At 66.5% G+C, this 16,663-nt stretch carries 13 protein-coding genes; 7 read left to right on the top strand and 6 right to left on the bottom strand.

The genetic code is table 11. The annotated features are described in order from the left end of the window. Positions 1-63 precede the first annotated feature (63 nt). A complete protein-coding gene (locus tag HG421_RS15620; RefSeq protein WP_169707163.1) occupies positions 64-633 on the bottom strand; it encodes a flavodoxin family protein in 570 nt (189 codons plus the stop codon). A gap of 93 nt (positions 634-726) precedes the next feature. Continuing rightward, entirely contained in the window at positions 727-1,281 is a 555-nt protein-coding gene (locus HG421_RS15615; RefSeq protein WP_169707162.1) for a LysR family transcriptional regulator, read from the bottom strand. A 275-nt stretch (positions 1,282-1,556) separates the two neighbouring features. Between HG421_RS15615 and HG421_RS15610 the strand changes: the two genes are divergently transcribed. From HG421_RS15610 to HG421_RS15600, 3 genes are all read left to right on the top strand, one after another. Beyond that, positions 1,557-2,363 (top strand): dioxygenase family protein, encoded by an 807-nt coding sequence (locus HG421_RS15610; RefSeq protein ID WP_169707161.1) that lies wholly within the window; start codon positions 1,557-1,559, stop codon positions 2,361-2,363. A 110-nt stretch (positions 2,364-2,473) separates the two neighbouring features. Further along, on the top strand, positions 2,474-3,718 hold the full coding sequence (locus HG421_RS15605; protein WP_169707160.1) for a putative DNA modification/repair radical SAM protein: 1,245 nt from the start codon (positions 2,474-2,476) through the stop codon (positions 3,716-3,718). A gap of 135 nt (positions 3,719-3,853) precedes the next feature. Further along, positions 3,854-5,299 (top strand): UdgX family uracil-DNA binding protein, encoded by a 1,446-nt coding sequence (locus HG421_RS15600; protein WP_169707159.1) that lies wholly within the window; start codon positions 3,854-3,856, stop codon positions 5,297-5,299. A gap of 434 nt (positions 5,300-5,733) precedes the next feature. On the opposite strand, the gene HG421_RS15595 is transcribed toward HG421_RS15600, so the two are convergent. Beyond that, positions 5,734-6,291 (bottom strand): fasciclin domain-containing protein, encoded by a 558-nt coding sequence (locus tag HG421_RS15595; protein WP_169707158.1) that lies wholly within the window; start codon positions 6,289-6,291, stop codon positions 5,734-5,736. Between the two features lie 461 nt (positions 6,292-6,752). On the opposite strand from HG421_RS15595, the gene HG421_RS15590 reads away from it, so the two are divergent. From HG421_RS15590 to HG421_RS15580, 3 genes are all read left to right on the top strand, one after another. Next, positions 6,753-8,390: a Na+/H+ antiporter gene (locus HG421_RS15590; protein WP_169707157.1), complete on the top strand. Its 1,638-nt coding sequence runs from the start codon at positions 6,753-6,755 to the stop codon at positions 8,388-8,390. A gap of 381 nt (positions 8,391-8,771) precedes the next feature. After that, positions 8,772-9,716, top strand: coding sequence for an ABC transporter ATP-binding protein (locus HG421_RS15585; protein ID WP_169707156.1), 945 nt, complete (start codon positions 8,772-8,774; stop codon positions 9,714-9,716). Then, complete coding sequence (locus tag HG421_RS15580) at positions 9,713-10,474, top strand: ABC transporter permease (RefSeq protein WP_169707155.1); 762 nt, start codon at positions 9,713-9,715, stop codon at positions 10,472-10,474. Before HG421_RS15585 ends, HG421_RS15580 begins: the two co-directional genes overlap by 4 nt. Positions 10,475-11,017: 543 nt before the next feature. Here HG421_RS15580 and HG421_RS15575 read toward each other — a convergent pair. After that, on the bottom strand, positions 11,018-11,284 hold the full coding sequence (locus HG421_RS15575; RefSeq protein WP_169707154.1) for a DUF3297 family protein: 267 nt from the start codon (positions 11,282-11,284) through the stop codon (positions 11,018-11,020). Positions 11,285-11,448: 164 nt separating this feature from the next. Between HG421_RS15575 and HG421_RS15570 the strand changes: the two genes are divergently transcribed. Continuing rightward, positions 11,449-11,997: a DUF6630 family protein gene (locus tag HG421_RS15570; protein WP_169707153.1), complete on the top strand. Its 549-nt coding sequence runs from the start codon at positions 11,449-11,451 to the stop codon at positions 11,995-11,997. Positions 11,998-12,053: 56 nt separating this feature from the next. Here the strand turns inward: HG421_RS15570 and HG421_RS15565 are convergent, their stop codons facing one another. After that, positions 12,054-13,955 carry a S8 family serine peptidase gene (locus tag HG421_RS15565; protein ID WP_169707152.1) on the bottom strand — a complete coding sequence of 634 codons (1,902 nt, stop codon included), beginning with the start codon at positions 13,953-13,955 and terminating at the stop codon, positions 12,054-12,056. A 62-nt stretch (positions 13,956-14,017) separates the two neighbouring features. Further along, positions 14,018-16,432, bottom strand: a complete 2,415-nt coding sequence (locus tag HG421_RS15560) for a YadA family autotransporter adhesin (protein ID WP_169707151.1) — start codon at positions 16,430-16,432, stop codon at positions 14,018-14,020. Between the last annotated feature and the right edge of the window lie 231 nt (positions 16,433-16,663).

Below are 16,663 nucleotides of genomic sequence, written 5' to 3'. Positions count from 1 at the left end.
CGGTGAGCTGTCACCTGCGCGCATCCGCCTGCGCCAAGGCGGATGCGCACGGCTGCTGCTGGCTCAGCCGCTGAGCTTGTTGGCGAATTCGGCAACGCGCTTGCCGAACAGCCGGGCAGTTTCCAGATCGCCTGCGCGCGGTGCCTCGTCCGGCGAGGCGTCCGATGGCGAAATGGCCAGCGCACCGCCCCAGCCGCCGGTCCAGTTCACGTCCTGCGGCCCGTGCGCCTTGGTGTTGGACGGCGGCAGGCCGGTGCCGACCCAGACCTGCCCGTGTTGCTGGGACAGCGTCCACAGGTACTGGATGGTGGCGTACTTGTCGCCGTTCGCCGAGGCCGAGTTGGTGAAGCCGGCCGCGACCTTGTCCTTCCACGCCTGCGCAAACCACGGCTTGGAACTGTCGTCGGCAAATTTCTTGAACTGCCATGCCGGGCCGCCCATGTAGGTGGGGCTGCCATAGATGATGGCGTCGGCGGCACCGATGGCGTCCCACGCGCCGTCGGGCAGGTTGCCATCCTGGCCGATGCGGTACAGCGTCGCCTCGGCCACGCTGGCGGCGCCTGCATGCACGGCTTCGGCCTGTTTTGCGGTATGGCCGTAGCCGCTGAAGTACACGATGGCGATCTTGCTCATGGACGCTCCTGTTGAACGAAGGGACCCGATTGTGGGCGCACCCACCGCGACAGGAAAATGACCGCGCACGGGACGAACTGTTGTCGGAGCCGTTCAGCCGGGCGCCGGGTCGGCCAGGCAGTCGATCAGGTAATCGATGAAGCTGCGGACCTTCGGTGCCAGGTGGTTGCGGCTGGCGTACACGGCGAAGATCCCGACGCCGTCAAGGTCGTACTCGGGAAGAATGCGTTGCAGGCGGCCGCTGGCCAGATGCGCATCGGCCAGGAAATCCGGCTGTATCACGATGCCCTGGCCGGCCAGCGCCGCCGCATTGAGCACATGGCCGTTGTTGGCGCGCAGGCCGCCATGAATGCGTACGGCGAGCTCGCCGTCCGGCCCATGAAAGCGCACCTCATCGCCGTTCGGCGAGTAGTGGTAGAGCAGGCATTCGTGCCCGGCCAGATCCGACGGGTGCTTCGGGGTGCCGGCGCTGGTCAGGCTGACCCGGCGCGTGGTGCGGTTGAGCAGGCGGGTGCCCAGCCGTTGTTCCAGCGCGGCAACCTGCCGGGTGACGCTGGCGGTGGAGCGATCCAGCGCCTCGGCAGCGGCGCTGAAGCCGCTGCGCTCGGCCACGGCAGTGAATACACGCATCGCATCCAGGGTATCCACGGGTGTCTGATTGTTGCCTTGCTCGCAATAAATTATCTGAAGTAGATGTCTTTATCAGAAATTTGCAGGTAATACGCTGGAGCGGTTTTATGAAGCGCCCGTCATGTCCATCCCCGTGCCCCGCCTGGAACGACTGCCCATGGAGCGGCGCTGCCGCACTGCGTGCCCTGTTCCCAGTCCGCGGCCCGACCAGGCGGCGGGTATTCGCTGGGGCGATGGCGCGTGTGCGCTGACGCCGACGCACCAACCCCTGCCGTTCCTTCAAGGAGCTATCCATGCATCGCCTGCCATCGCTGTACATCTCGCACGGATCGCCGATGACTGCCCTGCAGCCGGGGCAGGTGGGGCAGCGTCTGACCGAACTGCGTGAGCTGCTGCCGCGGCCACGCGCCATCGTCGTGGCCAGTGCACACTGGCTGGGGCGCCGCCCACTGGTCAGCAGCGCGGCGCGGCCCAGCACCATCCATGACTTCGGCGGCTTCCCTGCGCCGCTGTATGAGCTGAGCTATCCGGCACCTGGCGAGCCAGCACTGGCGCAGCAGATCGCGCGGCGGCTGGAGCAGGCGGGGCTGCATCCGCAACTGGACCCGCAGCGGGGCTTCGACCATGGCGTGTGGGTGCCGTTGCGGCTGCTGTATCCGGCGGCGGAGATTGCGGTGGTATCGCTGTCGATCCAGCCAGAACTTGGCCCGGCCCATCAGTTCGCGCTGGGGCGCGCGCTGGCGCCGCTGCGCGAGGAGGGGGTGTTGGTGATCGGCTCCGGCAGCATCACCCACAACCTGCACGATTTTCGCCACGGCTACGGCACCGAGCGTGAAGCGCCGTACGTGCGGCCCTTCATCGACTGGACCGAGCGCAAGCTGCTGGACGACGACATCCCGGCATTGCTCGACTACCGTCGCCAGGCACCGTTTGCCGAGCGGGCGCATCCCAGCGACGAGCATCTGCTGCCGCTGTATGTGGCGATGGGCGCCGCCGGAAGCGACCGCCTCGGCGCACAGCGCATCGATGCCGGTATCGACCAGGGCTTTCTGGCGATGGACATCTACCGCTTCGACGGCGACACCGCGCTCGCCGCCTGAGCAGGCACGCAGCAGCTGCAGCCGTGGCTGTACCCGCATGCTCTGAAGCATTCACGATCAGCTGCATCGCAGTCTCATAGGCTGAGACGCCCAGGGTGCATGCTGCCCGCGTGAAAATCCTCGACAAGCTCGCCGTCCTCGCCGACGCCGCCAAATACGACGCGTCCTGCGCCTCCAGTGGCGCCAACAAGCGCAACTCGCTGGGCACCGGCGGTATCGGCAGTACCGAGGGCATGGGCATCTGCCACTCGTATACGCCCGATGGCCGTTGCGTGTCGCTGTTGAAGATCCTGCTGACCAATTTTTGCATCTTCGACTGCGCGTACTGCGTCAATCGCGTGTCCAGCAACGTGCGCCGCGCGCGCTTCACGCCGGAAGAAGTGGTCACGCTGACGCTGGATTTCTACAAGCGCAATTACATCGAAGGCCTGTTCCTGTCCAGCGGCATCATCCGCAACTCCGACTACACCATGGAGCAGCTGGTGGAAGTGGCGCGGCAGTTGCGCGAAGAGCATCACTTCGCCGGCTATATCCATCTCAAGACCATTCCCGAGGCCGCGCCGGACCTGCTGGCCGCGGCCGGCCGCTATGCGGACCGCCTGAGCATCAATGTGGAACTGCCCACCGAGCAGGGCCTGACGCAACTGGCGCCGGAAAAAAGCGTCGGCGGCATCCGCTCGGCCATGGGCGAGCTGCGCTGGCGCATCGAGGAAAACCAGCTCGAGCGCAAGACCCAAACCGTGCGCCGCGCCAAGCCGCCACGGTTTGCCCCGGCCGGGCAGAGCACGCAGATGATCGTTGGCGCCGACGATGCCAACGACCGCAGCATCCTGGACACCAGTCACAACCTGTACGGAAATTACCGCATGAGGCGGGTGTATTACTCGGCCTTCAGCCCGATCCCCGATGCCTCCTCCAAGCTGCCGCTGCAGGCGCCACCGCTACAGCGCGAGCATCGGCTGTACCAGGCCGACTGGTTGCTGCGGTTCTACGAGTTCAGCGTGGAAGAGATCGCGCCGGCGCAGTCCAGCGGCATGCTGGATCTGGACGTGGATCCGAAGCTGGCCTGGGCGTTGCGCAATCCCGAACGCTTTCCGGTGGATCTGAATGTGGCGCCGCGCGAGATGCTGCTGCGGGTGCCGGGCCTGGGCACGCGCAATGTGGAGCGGCTGCTGCTGTCGCGCCGGCATGCGCGCCTGCGTGTGGGCGATCTGGCGCGGTTGCGGGTGCCGATGAAGAAGCTGCTGCCGTTCGTGAGTGTGCTGGATCATCATCCGCGGCAACGCCTGGATGATCCGGTGCGGTTGCGGGCGCAGTTGGCGCCTGCGCCTCGGCAGGCGAGTCTGTTCGATTGATGCCTGTCCCTTCTCCCGTCGGGAGAAGGTGCCTGAAGGGCGGGTGAGGGTAGGGCCGCACGCAGCAGTGGAAAGTCCTGGGTGCTGCCCGTAAAGCGAAGGCGATGGCGAGAATCGTGAGGCCAGGTGTAGACGATGTTCAGCGCTGAGGTGGAACCTGCGTGGAGTTTCGAGGCGTGGCGTGCGTTGGCGCGGGCGGGGTGGTGTGCGCAGGTGGAGCCTGACCATGTGGCGTGGAATGGGGGCGCGCAGGGTGGGTTGCTGATGGGCCAGGGGTTGTTGGAATTGCCGGTGGTGGCCGCGCCGCCGCGGGTGTCGGCGGATTTCATGCAGCTGGCCGCATCGGTGCTGTGCCATCGCGATCCGCAGCGGCATGCGGTGCTGTATCGATTGTTGTGGCGGATTGCCTCGGGCGAGAAGGCGCTGCTGGAGCGTGCTACCGATGTGGATGTGCATCGCTTGCGGCAATGGCAGAAGGCGGTGCAACGCGACAGCCACAAGATGAAGGCGTTCGTGCGCTTTCGCCGGCTGCCGGGCGACGAAGAAGACTTCGTGGCCTGGTTCGAGCCGGAACATCACATCGTGGACCGCGTTGCCCCGTTCTTCGCACGGCGTTTTGCCGGCATGCGCTGGGCGATCCTCACCCCGTATCGCAGCGTGCGCTGGGATGGGCAGGCCCTGGCGTTCGGCGAGGGGGCCGTGCGTACGCAGGTGCCGGCCGACGACGCGCAGGAGGCCCTGTGGCGCACCTACTATGCGCACATCTTCAATCCGGCGCGGCTCAATCCCACCATGATGCGGCAGGAAATGCCGCAGAAATACTGGAAAAACCTGCCCGAAGCAGCCTTGCTGCCGGAGCTGATCCGCGAGGCCGGGGTGCGCGTGCGCGAGATGGCCGAGCGCGCGCCCGAGCCGGTACGCCGCCGCGTGCCGGTGGCGCCGGTACCTGCTGCCGTCGAGGCGACGCAGAGCATCGCGCAGTTGCGCGCGGCGGCGCGCGATTGCCGGCGCTGCGAGTTGTGGCAGCCGGCCACCCAGACCGTCTTCGGCGAAGGGCCGGAGGATGCAGCGGTGATGGTGATCGGCGAGCAGCCCGGCGACGAAGAAGACCTGAGCGGGCGTCCCTTTGTCGGGCCTGCCGGGCGCTTGTTCACGATGGCCCTGGGCGAGTTGGGCGTGGATCGCAGTACGTTCTACGTCACCAATGCGGTCAAGCACTTCCGCTTCGAGCAACGCGGCAAGCGCCGCCTGCATCGCAATCCCGAGCGCACGCATGTGCAGGCCTGCAGCGGGTGGTTGCAGGCCGAGCGCGCCCAAGTGCGTCCCGCGCAGATCGTGTGCCTGGGCGCCACCGCGGCACAGGCAGTGCTGGGCAGCAGGTTTCGGCTGATGCAGCAGCGCGGGCAGTGGCAGCGCCTGGACGATGGCACACCGGTGCTGGCCACGGTGCATCCATCCTGGGTGCTGCGGCAGGGATCGGAGCCGGCGCGTGAGCAGGGGTATCGCGGCTTTGTGGAGGACCTGCGTCAACTGCTGTCGGCGCCAGGCGCAGTGTCACTTTCTGGCGTCAATAACGCTTAGAGCGGCTAACAACATCCAGAAAGCATGCGTAGGCTGATGTTGCAGCATGCAAGCGACAGCAATGCCGTCGGGCACCAACAAACACGCGGAAAAATTCCAAGAATGCCTGGGCAACGCAACAACGCCTGGCCAAAAAAAATGCGCGTGCACGCGCACGGTGTCGCTGGTCGGTTGACACCAAGCGAACGCGCGGCATGCCGCGCGTTCGGTCACCGCCGCGTTGCGGTGATGGTGCAGGCTGCGACGACGCGCCTTGCGCAGGGCTCAAGGAAACGCACACCGCAGTTGCCGCGAAGGTGCAGGGGCGCCACGGCATGCGGTAAGGCATCCCAATGACGCATCGCGCGGGCCGGGGCGCCCCTGCATGACACGTTGCTCGAAGACTGCACTGCATGGCCGCCCGCTCGTGCCGGCCGGCCGACTGCATGCAGCGCTTACGGCATCAAGACCTTGTCGATCACGTGGATCACGCCATTGCTCTGCATGACATCGGCAGTGGTGACGGTGGCGGTATTGCCCTTGGCGTCGGTCAGGGTGACTTTCTTGCCGTTGAGCCTTGCGGTGAGCGATTCACCCTGCACGGTGGTCAGCATGGCGCTGCCACCGCCGGCCTTGATCTTGGCGATCAGCGAGGCCGCATCCACCTTGCCCGGCACCACGTGATAGGTGAGCACCTTGGTCAGGGTGGGCCTGGATTCGGGCTTCAACAGCGTATCGACGGTGCCGGCCGGCAAGGCGGCGAAGGCGGCGTTGGTGGGGGCGAAGACGGTGAACGGGCCCGGACCTTTCAGGGTTTCGACCAGGCCGGCCGCCTTGACCGCCGCGACCAGGGTGGTGTGATCCTTGGAGTTGGCCGCGTTGTCGACGATGTCCTTGGTGGCCAGCATCGGCGCACCGCCCACCATCGGGTTGGAGGCGGCGTACACCGGCGCCGTTGCGGTGGTGAGGGCAATGGCGGCGGCAATGGCAAGCGACTTCAATGAGGTCTTCATGAGGCAGCGATCCTTTGGCTAAGCGGGCACCGGCTGGCGACCGTAGACCCTGATACGCCGCAAGATGCCGGCCGTATGCATCACGCGATTTTTACATTATGGAAATTCTTATCCGGGTTCGCGGCTGACGGTGGCATGACATCGCGACAGCCATTGGCAACGCGATGAACGTGGTAGCGAGTTGCCACGGCTGTTGGCATCGCGCGTGATGTTGCGCTGCATCCGTCGCGCACGCTGCAGCCTGCGAAGGCACGGCGCCGCAGTGCAGGTGACGGCACGCGATGCATGCAATGGCGTACAGATGGCACCCGGGCTCCCAGGCGCACTGCAGTCCCAGGCGCGGCGCGTGCGGCAATGGTGGTTTCATCACCGGTTGCAAACCGGTATGTTCCCGTAGCTGCGTTGCCTGGCGTCGCCATGGACGGTGCGGCGCACGGCCATCTTTGTCTTCCGGGTTTTGCATGCATTCGATCGATGTCGTCCTCGCCATGTTGCTGGCGGTCGCGGCCAGCGGTTACCTGATCCGCATCCTGCCGTTCTCGCTGCCGTTGCCGTTGGTCCAGATCGCGCTGGGCGCGGTGGTCTCCGGCGTGTTCGATGCAGGGCACGAGCTGGAGCCGGAACTGTTCTTTCTGTTGTTCCTGCCGCCGCTGCTGTTCCTGGACGGGTGGCGCATTCCCAAGCAGGGCCTGTTCCGCGACAAGGCGGCGATCCTGGAATTGGCACTGGGGCTGGTCATCTTCACCGTGGTCGGCGCCGGCTTCCTGATCCACTGGTTGATCCCGGCGATGCCACTGGCGGTGGCGTTTGCGCTGGCGGCGATCATTTCGCCCACCGATCCGGTGGCAGTGTCCTCGATCGCCTCCAAGGTGCCGATTCCCAAGCGCCTGATGCACATCCTGGAGGGCGAGTCGCTGCTCAACGATGCGTCGGGCCTGGTGTGCTTCCAGTTCGCGGTGGCCGCCGTGCTCACCGGCACCTTCTCGCTTGCCAACGCCTCGCTGACCTTCCTGTGGGTGGCGCTGGCCGGGCTGGGGCTGGGCGTGGCCACCACCTTCGGGCTGAGCCGAATCCAGGCCTGGATCTGGCGGCATTTCGGCGAGGAGCCCGGCTCGGCGATCCTGGTCAACCTGCTCACCCCGTTTGCGGCCTACCTGCTGGCCGAAGCCTTCCATGCCTCCGGCATCCTGGCCGCGGTCGCCGCCGGCATCACCATGAGCTACGTGGAAATGGCCGGCAATGCGCCGGGCAACATGCGCCTGCAGCGTTCGGCGGTGTGGGATACGGTGCACTTCACCTTCAACGGCGTCATCTTCGTGCTGCTGGGCGAGCAGCTGCCGGGCATCCTGGATGGCGCGGTGCGCAGCGTGCAGGAGGCCGGGCACCTCAATCCCTGGTGGCTGGCGGTCTACGTGGCCACCATCAGCGCCAGCCTGATGGCGCTGCGCTTCGTGTGGGTGTTCCTGTCGCTGCGCTGGAACCTCTTCAAGGCGCAGCGACGCGGCGAGGCGCACGTGAGCCCGCCGTGGCGCATCGTGGTGGCGGTGTCGCTGGCCGGCGTGCGCGGGGCGATCACCCTGGCCGGCGTGTTGACGCTGCCCTTGGTGTTGAACGATGGCTCGCCATTCCCGGCCCGCCAGCTGGCGATCTTCCTGGCCGCTGCGGTGATCCTGGTGTCGTTGCTGGTGGCCAGCGTGGCCTTGCCGCGGCTGTTGCGCGGGCTGGAATTGCCGGAAGAGGAAGACGAGCAGCAGAAGGAGGACCTGGCGGTGAAGGCGGCCTCGCAGGCCGCGCTGGAGGCGGTGGAAAAGCTGCGCCAGCGGCTGGTGGAAGACAGCGCGCATGCCGAGCGCTACAACGCCGCCGCCAACCAGGTCAGCCAGCGCTATCAGCGCAAGCTGGGCGCGGTGGACATGGCCGAGACCGATCCGGAAGAAGCCGGCGCCTACGAACAGGCATTGCGCCAGTTCCGCCACGCGGCCCTGGTGGCCGAACGCAATGAGCTGTTCAAGCTGGCCCGGCGGCGCGAGATTTCCGACGACCTGTCGCGGCGGCTGGTGCGCAATCTGGATCTGATCGAGTCGCGCAAGCGCGCTTGAGCGCGCTGACGCGCGGGGGAATCGGGATTCGGGATTCGGGAATCGTAAAAGCAAAAAGCAAAAGCAAAAGCCCGGGCGATGACAGCGGCTGTCGTAGGAGCGCGCCTGGGCGCGACCGGGCTGTCTCGATACACGTCCGGCGGGCTCGGGAGTCGGAAATCGCAGCGGCTGGGGCGATGACTACCACGGCCGCGGTAGCGGCTGGTTCAGGCGCGAGAGGTGTTCTGTGCACAGCCCCGTTGCGCTGCTACGACACCGCGCGCGACGCAAAGATGGAAGCAGCGGGGTCCCTGGCGGACGCAATGCCTCCATCCATCCCCCCTCCCCATCGTCACGGCGCAGCGCCTACCCTGTGGCGCTCATCGTTCCCGTGCCAGACCCATGACTTCGATCGTGTCCATCCAGGGATTGAGCAAGACCTATGTTGGCGGTTTTCAGGCGCTAAGACAGGTGGATCTCGAGATCCAGCGCGGCGAGATCTTCGCGCTGCTCGGCCCCAACGGTGCGGGCAAGACCACCTTGATCAGCATCGTCTGCGGGCTGGTCAACCCCAGCACCGGTACCGTGCTGGCCGACGGGCACGACATCGTGCGCGACTACCGCGCCGCGCGCGCCAGCATCGGGCTGGTGCCGCAGGAGCTGGCCACCGATGCGTTCGAAACGGTGTGGGCCACGGTGCGTTTCAGCCGCGGCCTGTTCGGCAAGCCGGCCAACCCGCAGTACCTGGAAACCATCCTGCGCGAGCTGTCGCTGTGGGACAAACGCAACAACAAGATCTCCACGCTCTCCGGCGGCATGAAGCGGCGCGTGCTGATCGCCAAGGCGCTGGCGCACGAGCCGCGCATCCTGTTCCTGGACGAACCCACCGCCGGGGTGGACGTGGAGCTGCGCCACGACATGTGGCAGATGGTGCGTCGGCTGCGCGAACAGGGCACCACCATCATCCTGACCACCCATTACATCGAAGAGGCCGAAGACATGGCCGACCGCGTCGGTGTCATCAACCGCGGCGAGCTGGTGCTGGTGGAAGACAAGCACACCCTGATGCGCAAGCTCGGCAAGAAGCAGCTGACGCTGAGCCTGCAATCGCCGCTGCAGGCAGTGCCCGCCACGCTGGCGGACCTGCCGCTGGAACCCTCGGCCGATGGCAGCAGCCTGATCTACACCTTCGATACGCAGGCCGAGCAGACCGGCATCGGCACATTGCTGCGCCGGCTCAACGAGCACGGCATCGACTTCAAGGACCTGCATTCCAGCGAGAGTTCGCTGGAAGAGATCTTCGTCAATCTCGTGCATGGCGCACGCAACGCGCAGGTGCGCGCATGAACCTGCATGCGATCGCTGCGATCTACCGTTTCGAAATGGCGCGTGCCTTCCGCACGCTCACCCAGTCGATCGCCTCGCCGGTATTGTCGACCTCGTTGTACTTCGTGGTGTTCGGCGCGGCGATCGGCTCGCGCATGGGCGATATCGACGGCATCAGCTACGGCGCCTTCATCATCCCCGGCCTGGTGATGTTGTCGCTGCTCAACGAGAGCATCTCCAATGCCTCGTTCGGCATCTACATGCCGCGCTGGGCCGGCACCATCTACGAGGTGCTGTCCGCGCCGGTGGCATGGTGGGAAATCGTGATCGGCTACGTGGGCGCAGCGGCCACCAAGTCGGTGATGCTGGGGCTGTTGATCCTGCTCACCGCGCGGCTGTTCGTGCCGTACGAGATCGCCCACCCGGTGTGGATGCTGGGCTTTCTGGTACTCACCGCGCTGACCTTCAGCCTGTTCGGTTTCATCATCGGCATCTGGGCCGATGGCTTCGAGAAACTGCAGGTGATTCCGCTGATGGTGGTGACGCCGCTGACCTTCCTGGGTGGCAGCTTCTATTCGATCGACATGCTGCCGCCGCTGTGGCAGAAGGTCACCCTGTTCAATCCGGTGGTGTACCTGATCAGCGGGTTCCGCTGGAGTTTCTACGGCAAGGCCGACGTGCATATCGCGGTGAGTACCGGCATGACCTTCCTGTTCCTGCTGGTGTGCCTGGGCGTGGTGGCGGCGATCTTCCGCAGCGGCTATCGGCTCAAGGCGTGAGTGGGGCGCGTGTGCGGTGTCCTCACTGCTTGCTGGCTGTCTGATCGAAAGCCATGCGCACCGACCAACGTGACTGGTCCTTGCCCGCTCACCGTCGCGGGACCTTACGCGGCATGGATGCCGCGTAAGAGCTTACAAGGACGTACTTGCAGCGTGTCCTGCGATGGTGGGCGGGCAAGGGCCCTGCAGCACACGCAACGACGTCGAGTGCGCGGTGCCCTCACCGCTCACGGGACACGCCACAAGTACGTCCATGTAGGCTCGGTGGCGGCATCCATGCCGCCACACGGTCCCGCAAGCGGCGAGGGCGCCGCGCTGGAAAATTGGTCGATTGCTTTGCTTGAACCCTGCGGACCGACACGCTCGGCAGGTGCTTGCCCGCCTGCCGTAGCGGGCCCTTGCGCGGCATGGATGCCGCGTAAGAGCTTACAACGACGTACTTGCAGCGTATCCCGCGATGGTGGGCGGGCAAGCACCCTGCAGCAAACTCGCCGCTCAGCAGCTCTGCAATGGAACAGTGTGAAGTCGTTTGGTCCCCCGCTCTTAGTCGGCAGCAGGCTCGGCGTCGTGCTTGGTGTCCAGGAAGTAGGCCACGACCTCGCCCTTGACCTTCATCGTCATCGGGTTGCCGCGGCGGTCGCGGGACTTGCCGACCTGCACCTTGATCCAGCCTTCGCTCATCGAATACTCCTCCACGTTGTCGCGTTCGACACCGTTGAAGCGCACGCCGATGCCGCGGTTGAGGGCGTCGGCATCGTGGAACGGGCTGCGTGGGTCGATGGCCAGGTGATCGGGAGGGGTATCGCTCATGGGAAAGGCGTCATGACCGGCCGGGATGGTGGTCTTCGGCCGCACAGGATACGGGCCTGCGCCGGGAAGACCAGCCCCGCCCTCGCAGATGCACGCGGTGGCCGGTTTGCTTGCGCGGCGTCAGGCCTCACACTTCGCACCTGCAATCCTTGAGCGAGACCGCCATGCCCGACAACAGTGCCGATTACGAAGACGACGAAGGCCTGCAGCCCGAAGGCGACGAAGACGATGTCGACGACCATCCGGCGCGGGTCTGGAACCTGCTGGTGCTGATCAACCCCGGCGACGAAGACACCGCCCTGGGCCAGTTCGATGCCTGGCGCGAGGCGCAGGCCGACGCAGACGACGACGGCGATGACGCCTGGCTGTGGACGCTGAAGGACGTGATCGACTGGCGCTCTGGCTTCTATGTCGACTGGAAGGACACCGATTCGTTCATCGCCGCCATCGACGAGCTCAGCGCGCGCTGGAACCTGCGCATCGACTGGGGCGGCGACCTGGACGACGAAGACTTCGCCAGCAACCTCGACGTGCCCGACCTGATGGCCGTGGCGTTCGACCGCCTGCGCGAGCACGGCTATTCGCTGTGGAACTGGAACACCGGCGGCGACGCCTACGCCGGCTGGGTCGCCCTCAGCCGCGACGACGACGCCATGCTGGCACTGACCTCGTTGCTGGGGGTCGAGGTGCGGCTGGGGAACGAGGCGTTCTGAGCCAGCCGCACGCCTGGTGCCGGAGGAGGCAAAGAGCGCCCCGGCACGCTTGCCGCTTACTGGCGCGCCATCAACGACACGTTGTTGAAACCGCCCGCGCCGCCGATCAGTTTGATGTAGTAGGTACCGGTTTGCGGCGCCGTCAGCCGCAGCGTCTGTGCGCTGCCGGTGCGTACCGACTTCAGCAGGTAGCTGCTGGTGCTCGGCTCGGCCTCAAAGCCGATATAGAGCCCGACATTCCCGCCGCCGCCATAGCTGAGGACATTCAATGCGCTACCGGCGGCTGCAGCGAAGCGATAGGTTTTCTCTTCGCTTTGGCCGCCGCTCTGGCCGGTCAAGGCGACCCGGTTGGTCAGGCTCACCGTGACCGGCGTGCAGGTGCTGCCGCTGCAGCTGTTGCGCACATACTCCAATGCCGCAGTCGCGTCGACGATGCCGGTGCCGATCGCTCGGCCCGCCGGTGGCCTGACCGGGAAGGCACGCGCGGTCTGACGCAGCATCGCTTCCATCTGCGCCGGGGCCAGCGGCGTCTTGCCGGATGCGGCCAGCGCGCTCTGCACCAGCGCTGCGACCGCCGCCACGTGCGGGGTGGCCATCGAGGTGCCGGCCATGCCGACATATTCGTAGTCGCCGGACGTCGGCGTGGTCGTGCCGCTATAGCCGGTGGACAGCACCACGCCATCCCAGCCGTTGTTGCCGGTGTCGTCGCTGGCGCCACCGCCCGGCCCTGCCAGATCCACGCTGCTGCCGAAGTTGGAGTAGAACGCAATGCCGCCGGTGATGCGGGTGGCGCCGACGTTGATCACATTGCCGCAGCTCGATGGGCTGAACAGCGAGGAATTGCTTGCCTCGTTGCCGGCCACCACCACCACCACCGCACCGTTGGCCACCGCGGTGTCGATGGCGCTCTGGGTGTTGCTGTCGCACGTGCCCGGGCCGCCCAGACTCAGGCTGATGACCTCGGCCGGATGGATGTTGTCTGGCACGCCGTCGACATGGCCGCCGGAGGCCCACACGATGGCATCGGCGATGTCCGAGCCGGTGCCGCCGCATTGGCCGAGCACGCGCACCGGCAGGATTTGCGCATCGTGGGCCACGCCGGCGCCGCCGATGGTGTTGTTGGTGAGTTCGCCGACGGTGCCGGCCGTATGCGTGCCGTGCCAGCTGCTGGATTGCGCCGGCAGACCGCAAAAGTTGCCTTCTTCGGTCCAGTCGCCGTAGTCCAGCGCGCCTGGCACACGCGCATCGCTGTCGCGCCGCGACATTGTTGCATTACTGATGAAGTCGTAGCCGGGCAGGATGTGGTCGTTGTCTTTCAGGTCCGGATGGTCGGGCAGGATGCCGGTGTCCAGCACGGCTACCACCACGCCGGCACCGGTGGAGGTTTCCCAGGCTTGCGGCACGCGGATGCCGCCAGTGCTGTCCTGCAGGTGCCATTGAAATCCGGCATACAGCCGATCGTTGGGGGTGACGGCCGCAGCCGTGGCCTGTGGCGTCACCGCACTGGTGCCGGCCGTGAGTGCGGGCCCGGCGAAGTCGTCGACCGGGCGCAGCATGCGGTCGAACTCGGCGTATTGCACCTGTGGATCGGCACGCAGCTCGGCCAGCAGCTTGTCCCGGTCTGCGCTGCTGAGCGTGCGCGTTACGTCCAGCAGGCTGGCGCCGGTGCCGGTGCGGCGCAGCACGCGTGCGTTCAGCGGTGTCGCGCGCGCAGCGTCGCTGGCGCGCGTCACCCCGGCGCGGGTGGCGGCTGCAGACAGGATCGACAGGCGCGAGCCGTCGGACGGCACGCTGTTGTGGTATTTGACGATCAGGCGGGTGGGAAGCGTGGTGGGGGTGCCAGCTGTGGGCAGGCTGCGCAGGCTGAGTTGATCGTTAGCCGCATGGGCCTGAAACGTGGCCGTGGCCAGGATTGCGCTCAACAGCAGTGACTTGAGCGGCAGCGAAGCATTGTTCATGGAATGTGTCTCGCAAGGATCGATGGAGTTGGGGGGAAGACGTGCACGGCGCGGAGCAGGCGCTACAAGTCCAGGCCGAAGCCCAGGCCGGCCGAAGATTCGCTGCCGCTGAAGGCGCCACCCAGGCTGAACGAGGCGCGCTCGCCCACTTTCTTGGCATAGCCGATGGAGAGCGCGCGTTCGCCGCTCTGGAACCCTGCACCGACTGCCACGCGACCGCGTGCGCTCTGGGTGCCAGCCGCATTGATGCCCATGTTGAGCATCGCCGAGCTCATCGCCCCAATGCGGTCGATGCGACGATCCATGCTCTGGAAACGCCGCTCGCTGCCATCGCGTAGTTGGGTGAAGCTGTCGCTCAGCGCAGACACCCGGCTGTCGGTGTAGCTGTTGGCCGAACTCAGCGTGCGGCTGTTGCCGGCGTTGAGCTGGGCCACATTGGCGGCGTCGGTGTCGCTGGTGCCGGCGGCGACGTTGGTGACCTGGCGCGCGTTGCCGGCACTGCCGACCGAGACGCTGTTGGCGCGATCGGCTACCGCACCGCGTCCCAGCGCTACCGCGTTGTCGGCGTCCACGCGCGCACCCTGGCCAAGTGCGGTGCCCGAGGCCGCAGAAACGCTGGCGCTTTCGCCCACCGCCACCGCGTTTGTGGCGGCGCTGGCAATCGTCGTATTGGCGCCGACCGCGGTGCTGCCGTCGGCGTTGACCTTGGCATTGGCGCCGAGCGCAGTGTCCTGCGGGCCGTAGGCCAGCGCGTCGGCGCCGACCGCCAGACCGTTTTCGCCGTTGGCGGTGGCGGACGAACCGATCGCCACGGCATTGGTGCCGCGACCGACCACCGGCGCCAGGCTGCCGCCGCCGACCGCCACATTACCCGCAGTGACGTTCTGCAAGGCACCGATGCGCCTATCGACACCGGTCAAGGCCGCATCGATGGCGCCCATCGCCTCGCCGATGTTGCCGTAGCTGCTGCCCTGCACCAGATAGCTGCCGCTGATCAGGTTGCCGCCGGGATCGAAGGCGCTGCCGGCACCCAGGGCGGTGGCCACGCTGCGCAGCTGGGCCAGGTTGACCGCATCGGTGGCCTCGCTGCCGGCGGCCACGCTGGTGATCTGGCGGGTCAGGCCGGAGGCGACATCGCCGACGGCCACGCTATTGCTGCGCGTGGCATGCGAATGCGCACCCAGTGCCACCGCACTGCTGGCCGAGCGGTTCCAGCCATCGTCGACCCAGTCGCCGACCTTGGCGCCATAGCCGATGGCGGTGGCATCGACGCCATTGACTTCGGAGTCGGCCCCGATCGTCGTGCTATTGGGGTTGAACCACGAGGTTTCGGCATTGGCACCGATCGCAATGCTGTTGGGGGTGTAGGTCACGGCGCGATGACCGATGGCCACCGAGCCGGTGTCTTGCGTCAGTGCGAATCCACCCACCGCCACCGAGTTGGCGCCGAACGATCCGGCGCTATGGCCGATCGCCACCGCATCGGTGTTGCCGGGCAGGTTGGGGAACACGTTGGCGTTGTAGCCAATCGCAATGGCGTAGTCGGACAGTGTTTGCGCGCCGGCACCTACGGCAATCGCGCCGGTGCCGGTGGCCGCAGCAATGCCGACACTGTTGCCGGCGCTTTCGGCAGCGGTGCTGATGCCACCGACCACCACGCTGTCGGTCCCGCTGGCGAACGCGTTGAGCCCCACCGCCACGGTGCTGTTGGCGAGCGCACGGGCGCCGTTGCCGAGCGCGCTGCTGCCAAAGCCAAGCGCCTGCGAGCGGGTACCCACGGACGTGGCGCCTTGCGCCAGTGCACGCGCACGATGCCCCAGCGCAGTGGCCTCGAAGACGCTGGCTTCGGCACCGCTGCCCACGGCGGTGGTCATTGCATCCAGCGCCTTGGCGCCGCCGCCCAGCGCAGTGGACACGAAGCCGGTGGCTTCGGTGGATTCGGCATGGACGGCGAGAATGTTGCCGCCATCGTCGTAGTCAAAAACATCGGTGGTGCCGCCCACCGCCACCGCCGATTCGCCGGTCGCCGCTGCCGCGTAGCCGGCGGCGAAGGCGAACTTTTCGGTGACCGTGGCACCGGCGCCCAGCGCGATGCCGCCTTCGCCCAGCGCATTGCTTGCCTCGCCGATCGCCACTGCATAGGGCTCGCCGGCGAATGCACCGACGTCGCTGGAGGCATCGGCGCCGCCCACGATATGGAAATGCCTTCCGGTGTCGTCGGGATCGTCCTGCGCGGCATCGGCCGGAGCGCCGGTGTCGTCGCTGACCGCTGCAACTACATCGGTTGCAGCGGGAACCGTTGCCGCAGGCGTCGCGGCGTGGGCAAGGGCGCTGCCGCCAGTCAACAGTAGCGCGGCCAGCACCGCACGGTGCAGCAGCACGGGCTGCGGTCGATTGCCGGCGTGGGGATGCGCGGCAGCGGTGGCGTGGCGAAGGCAGGCCCGGTTCGAAAGGTCGTCGAAAAACGCAGTGCTCATGGAGATTCCCTGGCGCATGGATGGAAGTGGTCGACCGCCGCATGCCGACCTCCAGACATCCCCACGTGTCTTGGAGTTCGGTAATTTTCATGATGCGGGACGACGCACCATAGGCAGCGCCTGTGCGGCGTGTCACCAAGCGTCGATTGCATCCACTCACCAGGAATGTGAGGATTCGAACAACCTCTCAAGAAGCGCTGACGTGATCCTGTCTGCCGCAAAGTCCGTGTT

Origin of the sequence: Xanthomonas campestris pv. badrii (assembly GCF_012848175.1) — a bacterium.
Classification (GTDB): domain Bacteria; phylum Pseudomonadota; class Gammaproteobacteria; order Xanthomonadales; family Xanthomonadaceae; genus Xanthomonas; species Xanthomonas campestris_C.
Note: the sequence above shows the minus strand (reverse complement) of the source record. Positions and strands in the feature narration are given on the sequence as shown.

Excerpts from the sequence above, each read along its gene's own strand:
- HG421_RS15560 (WP_169707151.1), bottom strand. The coding sequence starts at position 16,432 with ATGAGCACTGCGTTTTTCGACGACCTTTCGAACCGGGCCTGCCTTCGC.
- HG421_RS15575 (WP_169707154.1), bottom strand. The coding sequence starts at position 11,284 with ATGAGCGATACCCCTCCCGATCACCTGGCCATCGACCCACGCAGCCCG.
- HG421_RS15585 (WP_169707156.1), top strand. The coding sequence starts at position 8,772 with ATGACTTCGATCGTGTCCATCCAGGGATTGAGCAAGACCTATGTTGGC.
- HG421_RS15595 (WP_169707158.1), bottom strand. The coding sequence starts at position 6,291 with ATGAAGACCTCATTGAAGTCGCTTGCCATTGCCGCCGCCATTGCCCTC.
- HG421_RS15580 (WP_169707155.1), top strand. The coding sequence starts at position 9,713 with ATGAACCTGCATGCGATCGCTGCGATCTACCGTTTCGAAATGGCGCGT.
- HG421_RS15620 (WP_169707163.1), bottom strand. The coding sequence starts at position 633 with ATGAGCAAGATCGCCATCGTGTACTTCAGCGGCTACGGCCATACCGCA.
- HG421_RS15610 (WP_169707161.1), top strand. The coding sequence starts at position 1,557 with ATGCATCGCCTGCCATCGCTGTACATCTCGCACGGATCGCCGATGACT.
- HG421_RS15570 (WP_169707153.1), top strand. The coding sequence starts at position 11,449 with ATGCCCGACAACAGTGCCGATTACGAAGACGACGAAGGCCTGCAGCCC.
- HG421_RS15565 (WP_169707152.1), bottom strand. The coding sequence starts at position 13,955 with ATGAACAATGCTTCGCTGCCGCTCAAGTCACTGCTGTTGAGCGCAATC.
- HG421_RS15590 (WP_169707157.1), top strand. The coding sequence starts at position 6,753 with ATGCATTCGATCGATGTCGTCCTCGCCATGTTGCTGGCGGTCGCGGCC.
- HG421_RS15600 (WP_169707159.1), top strand. The coding sequence starts at position 3,854 with ATGTTCAGCGCTGAGGTGGAACCTGCGTGGAGTTTCGAGGCGTGGCGT.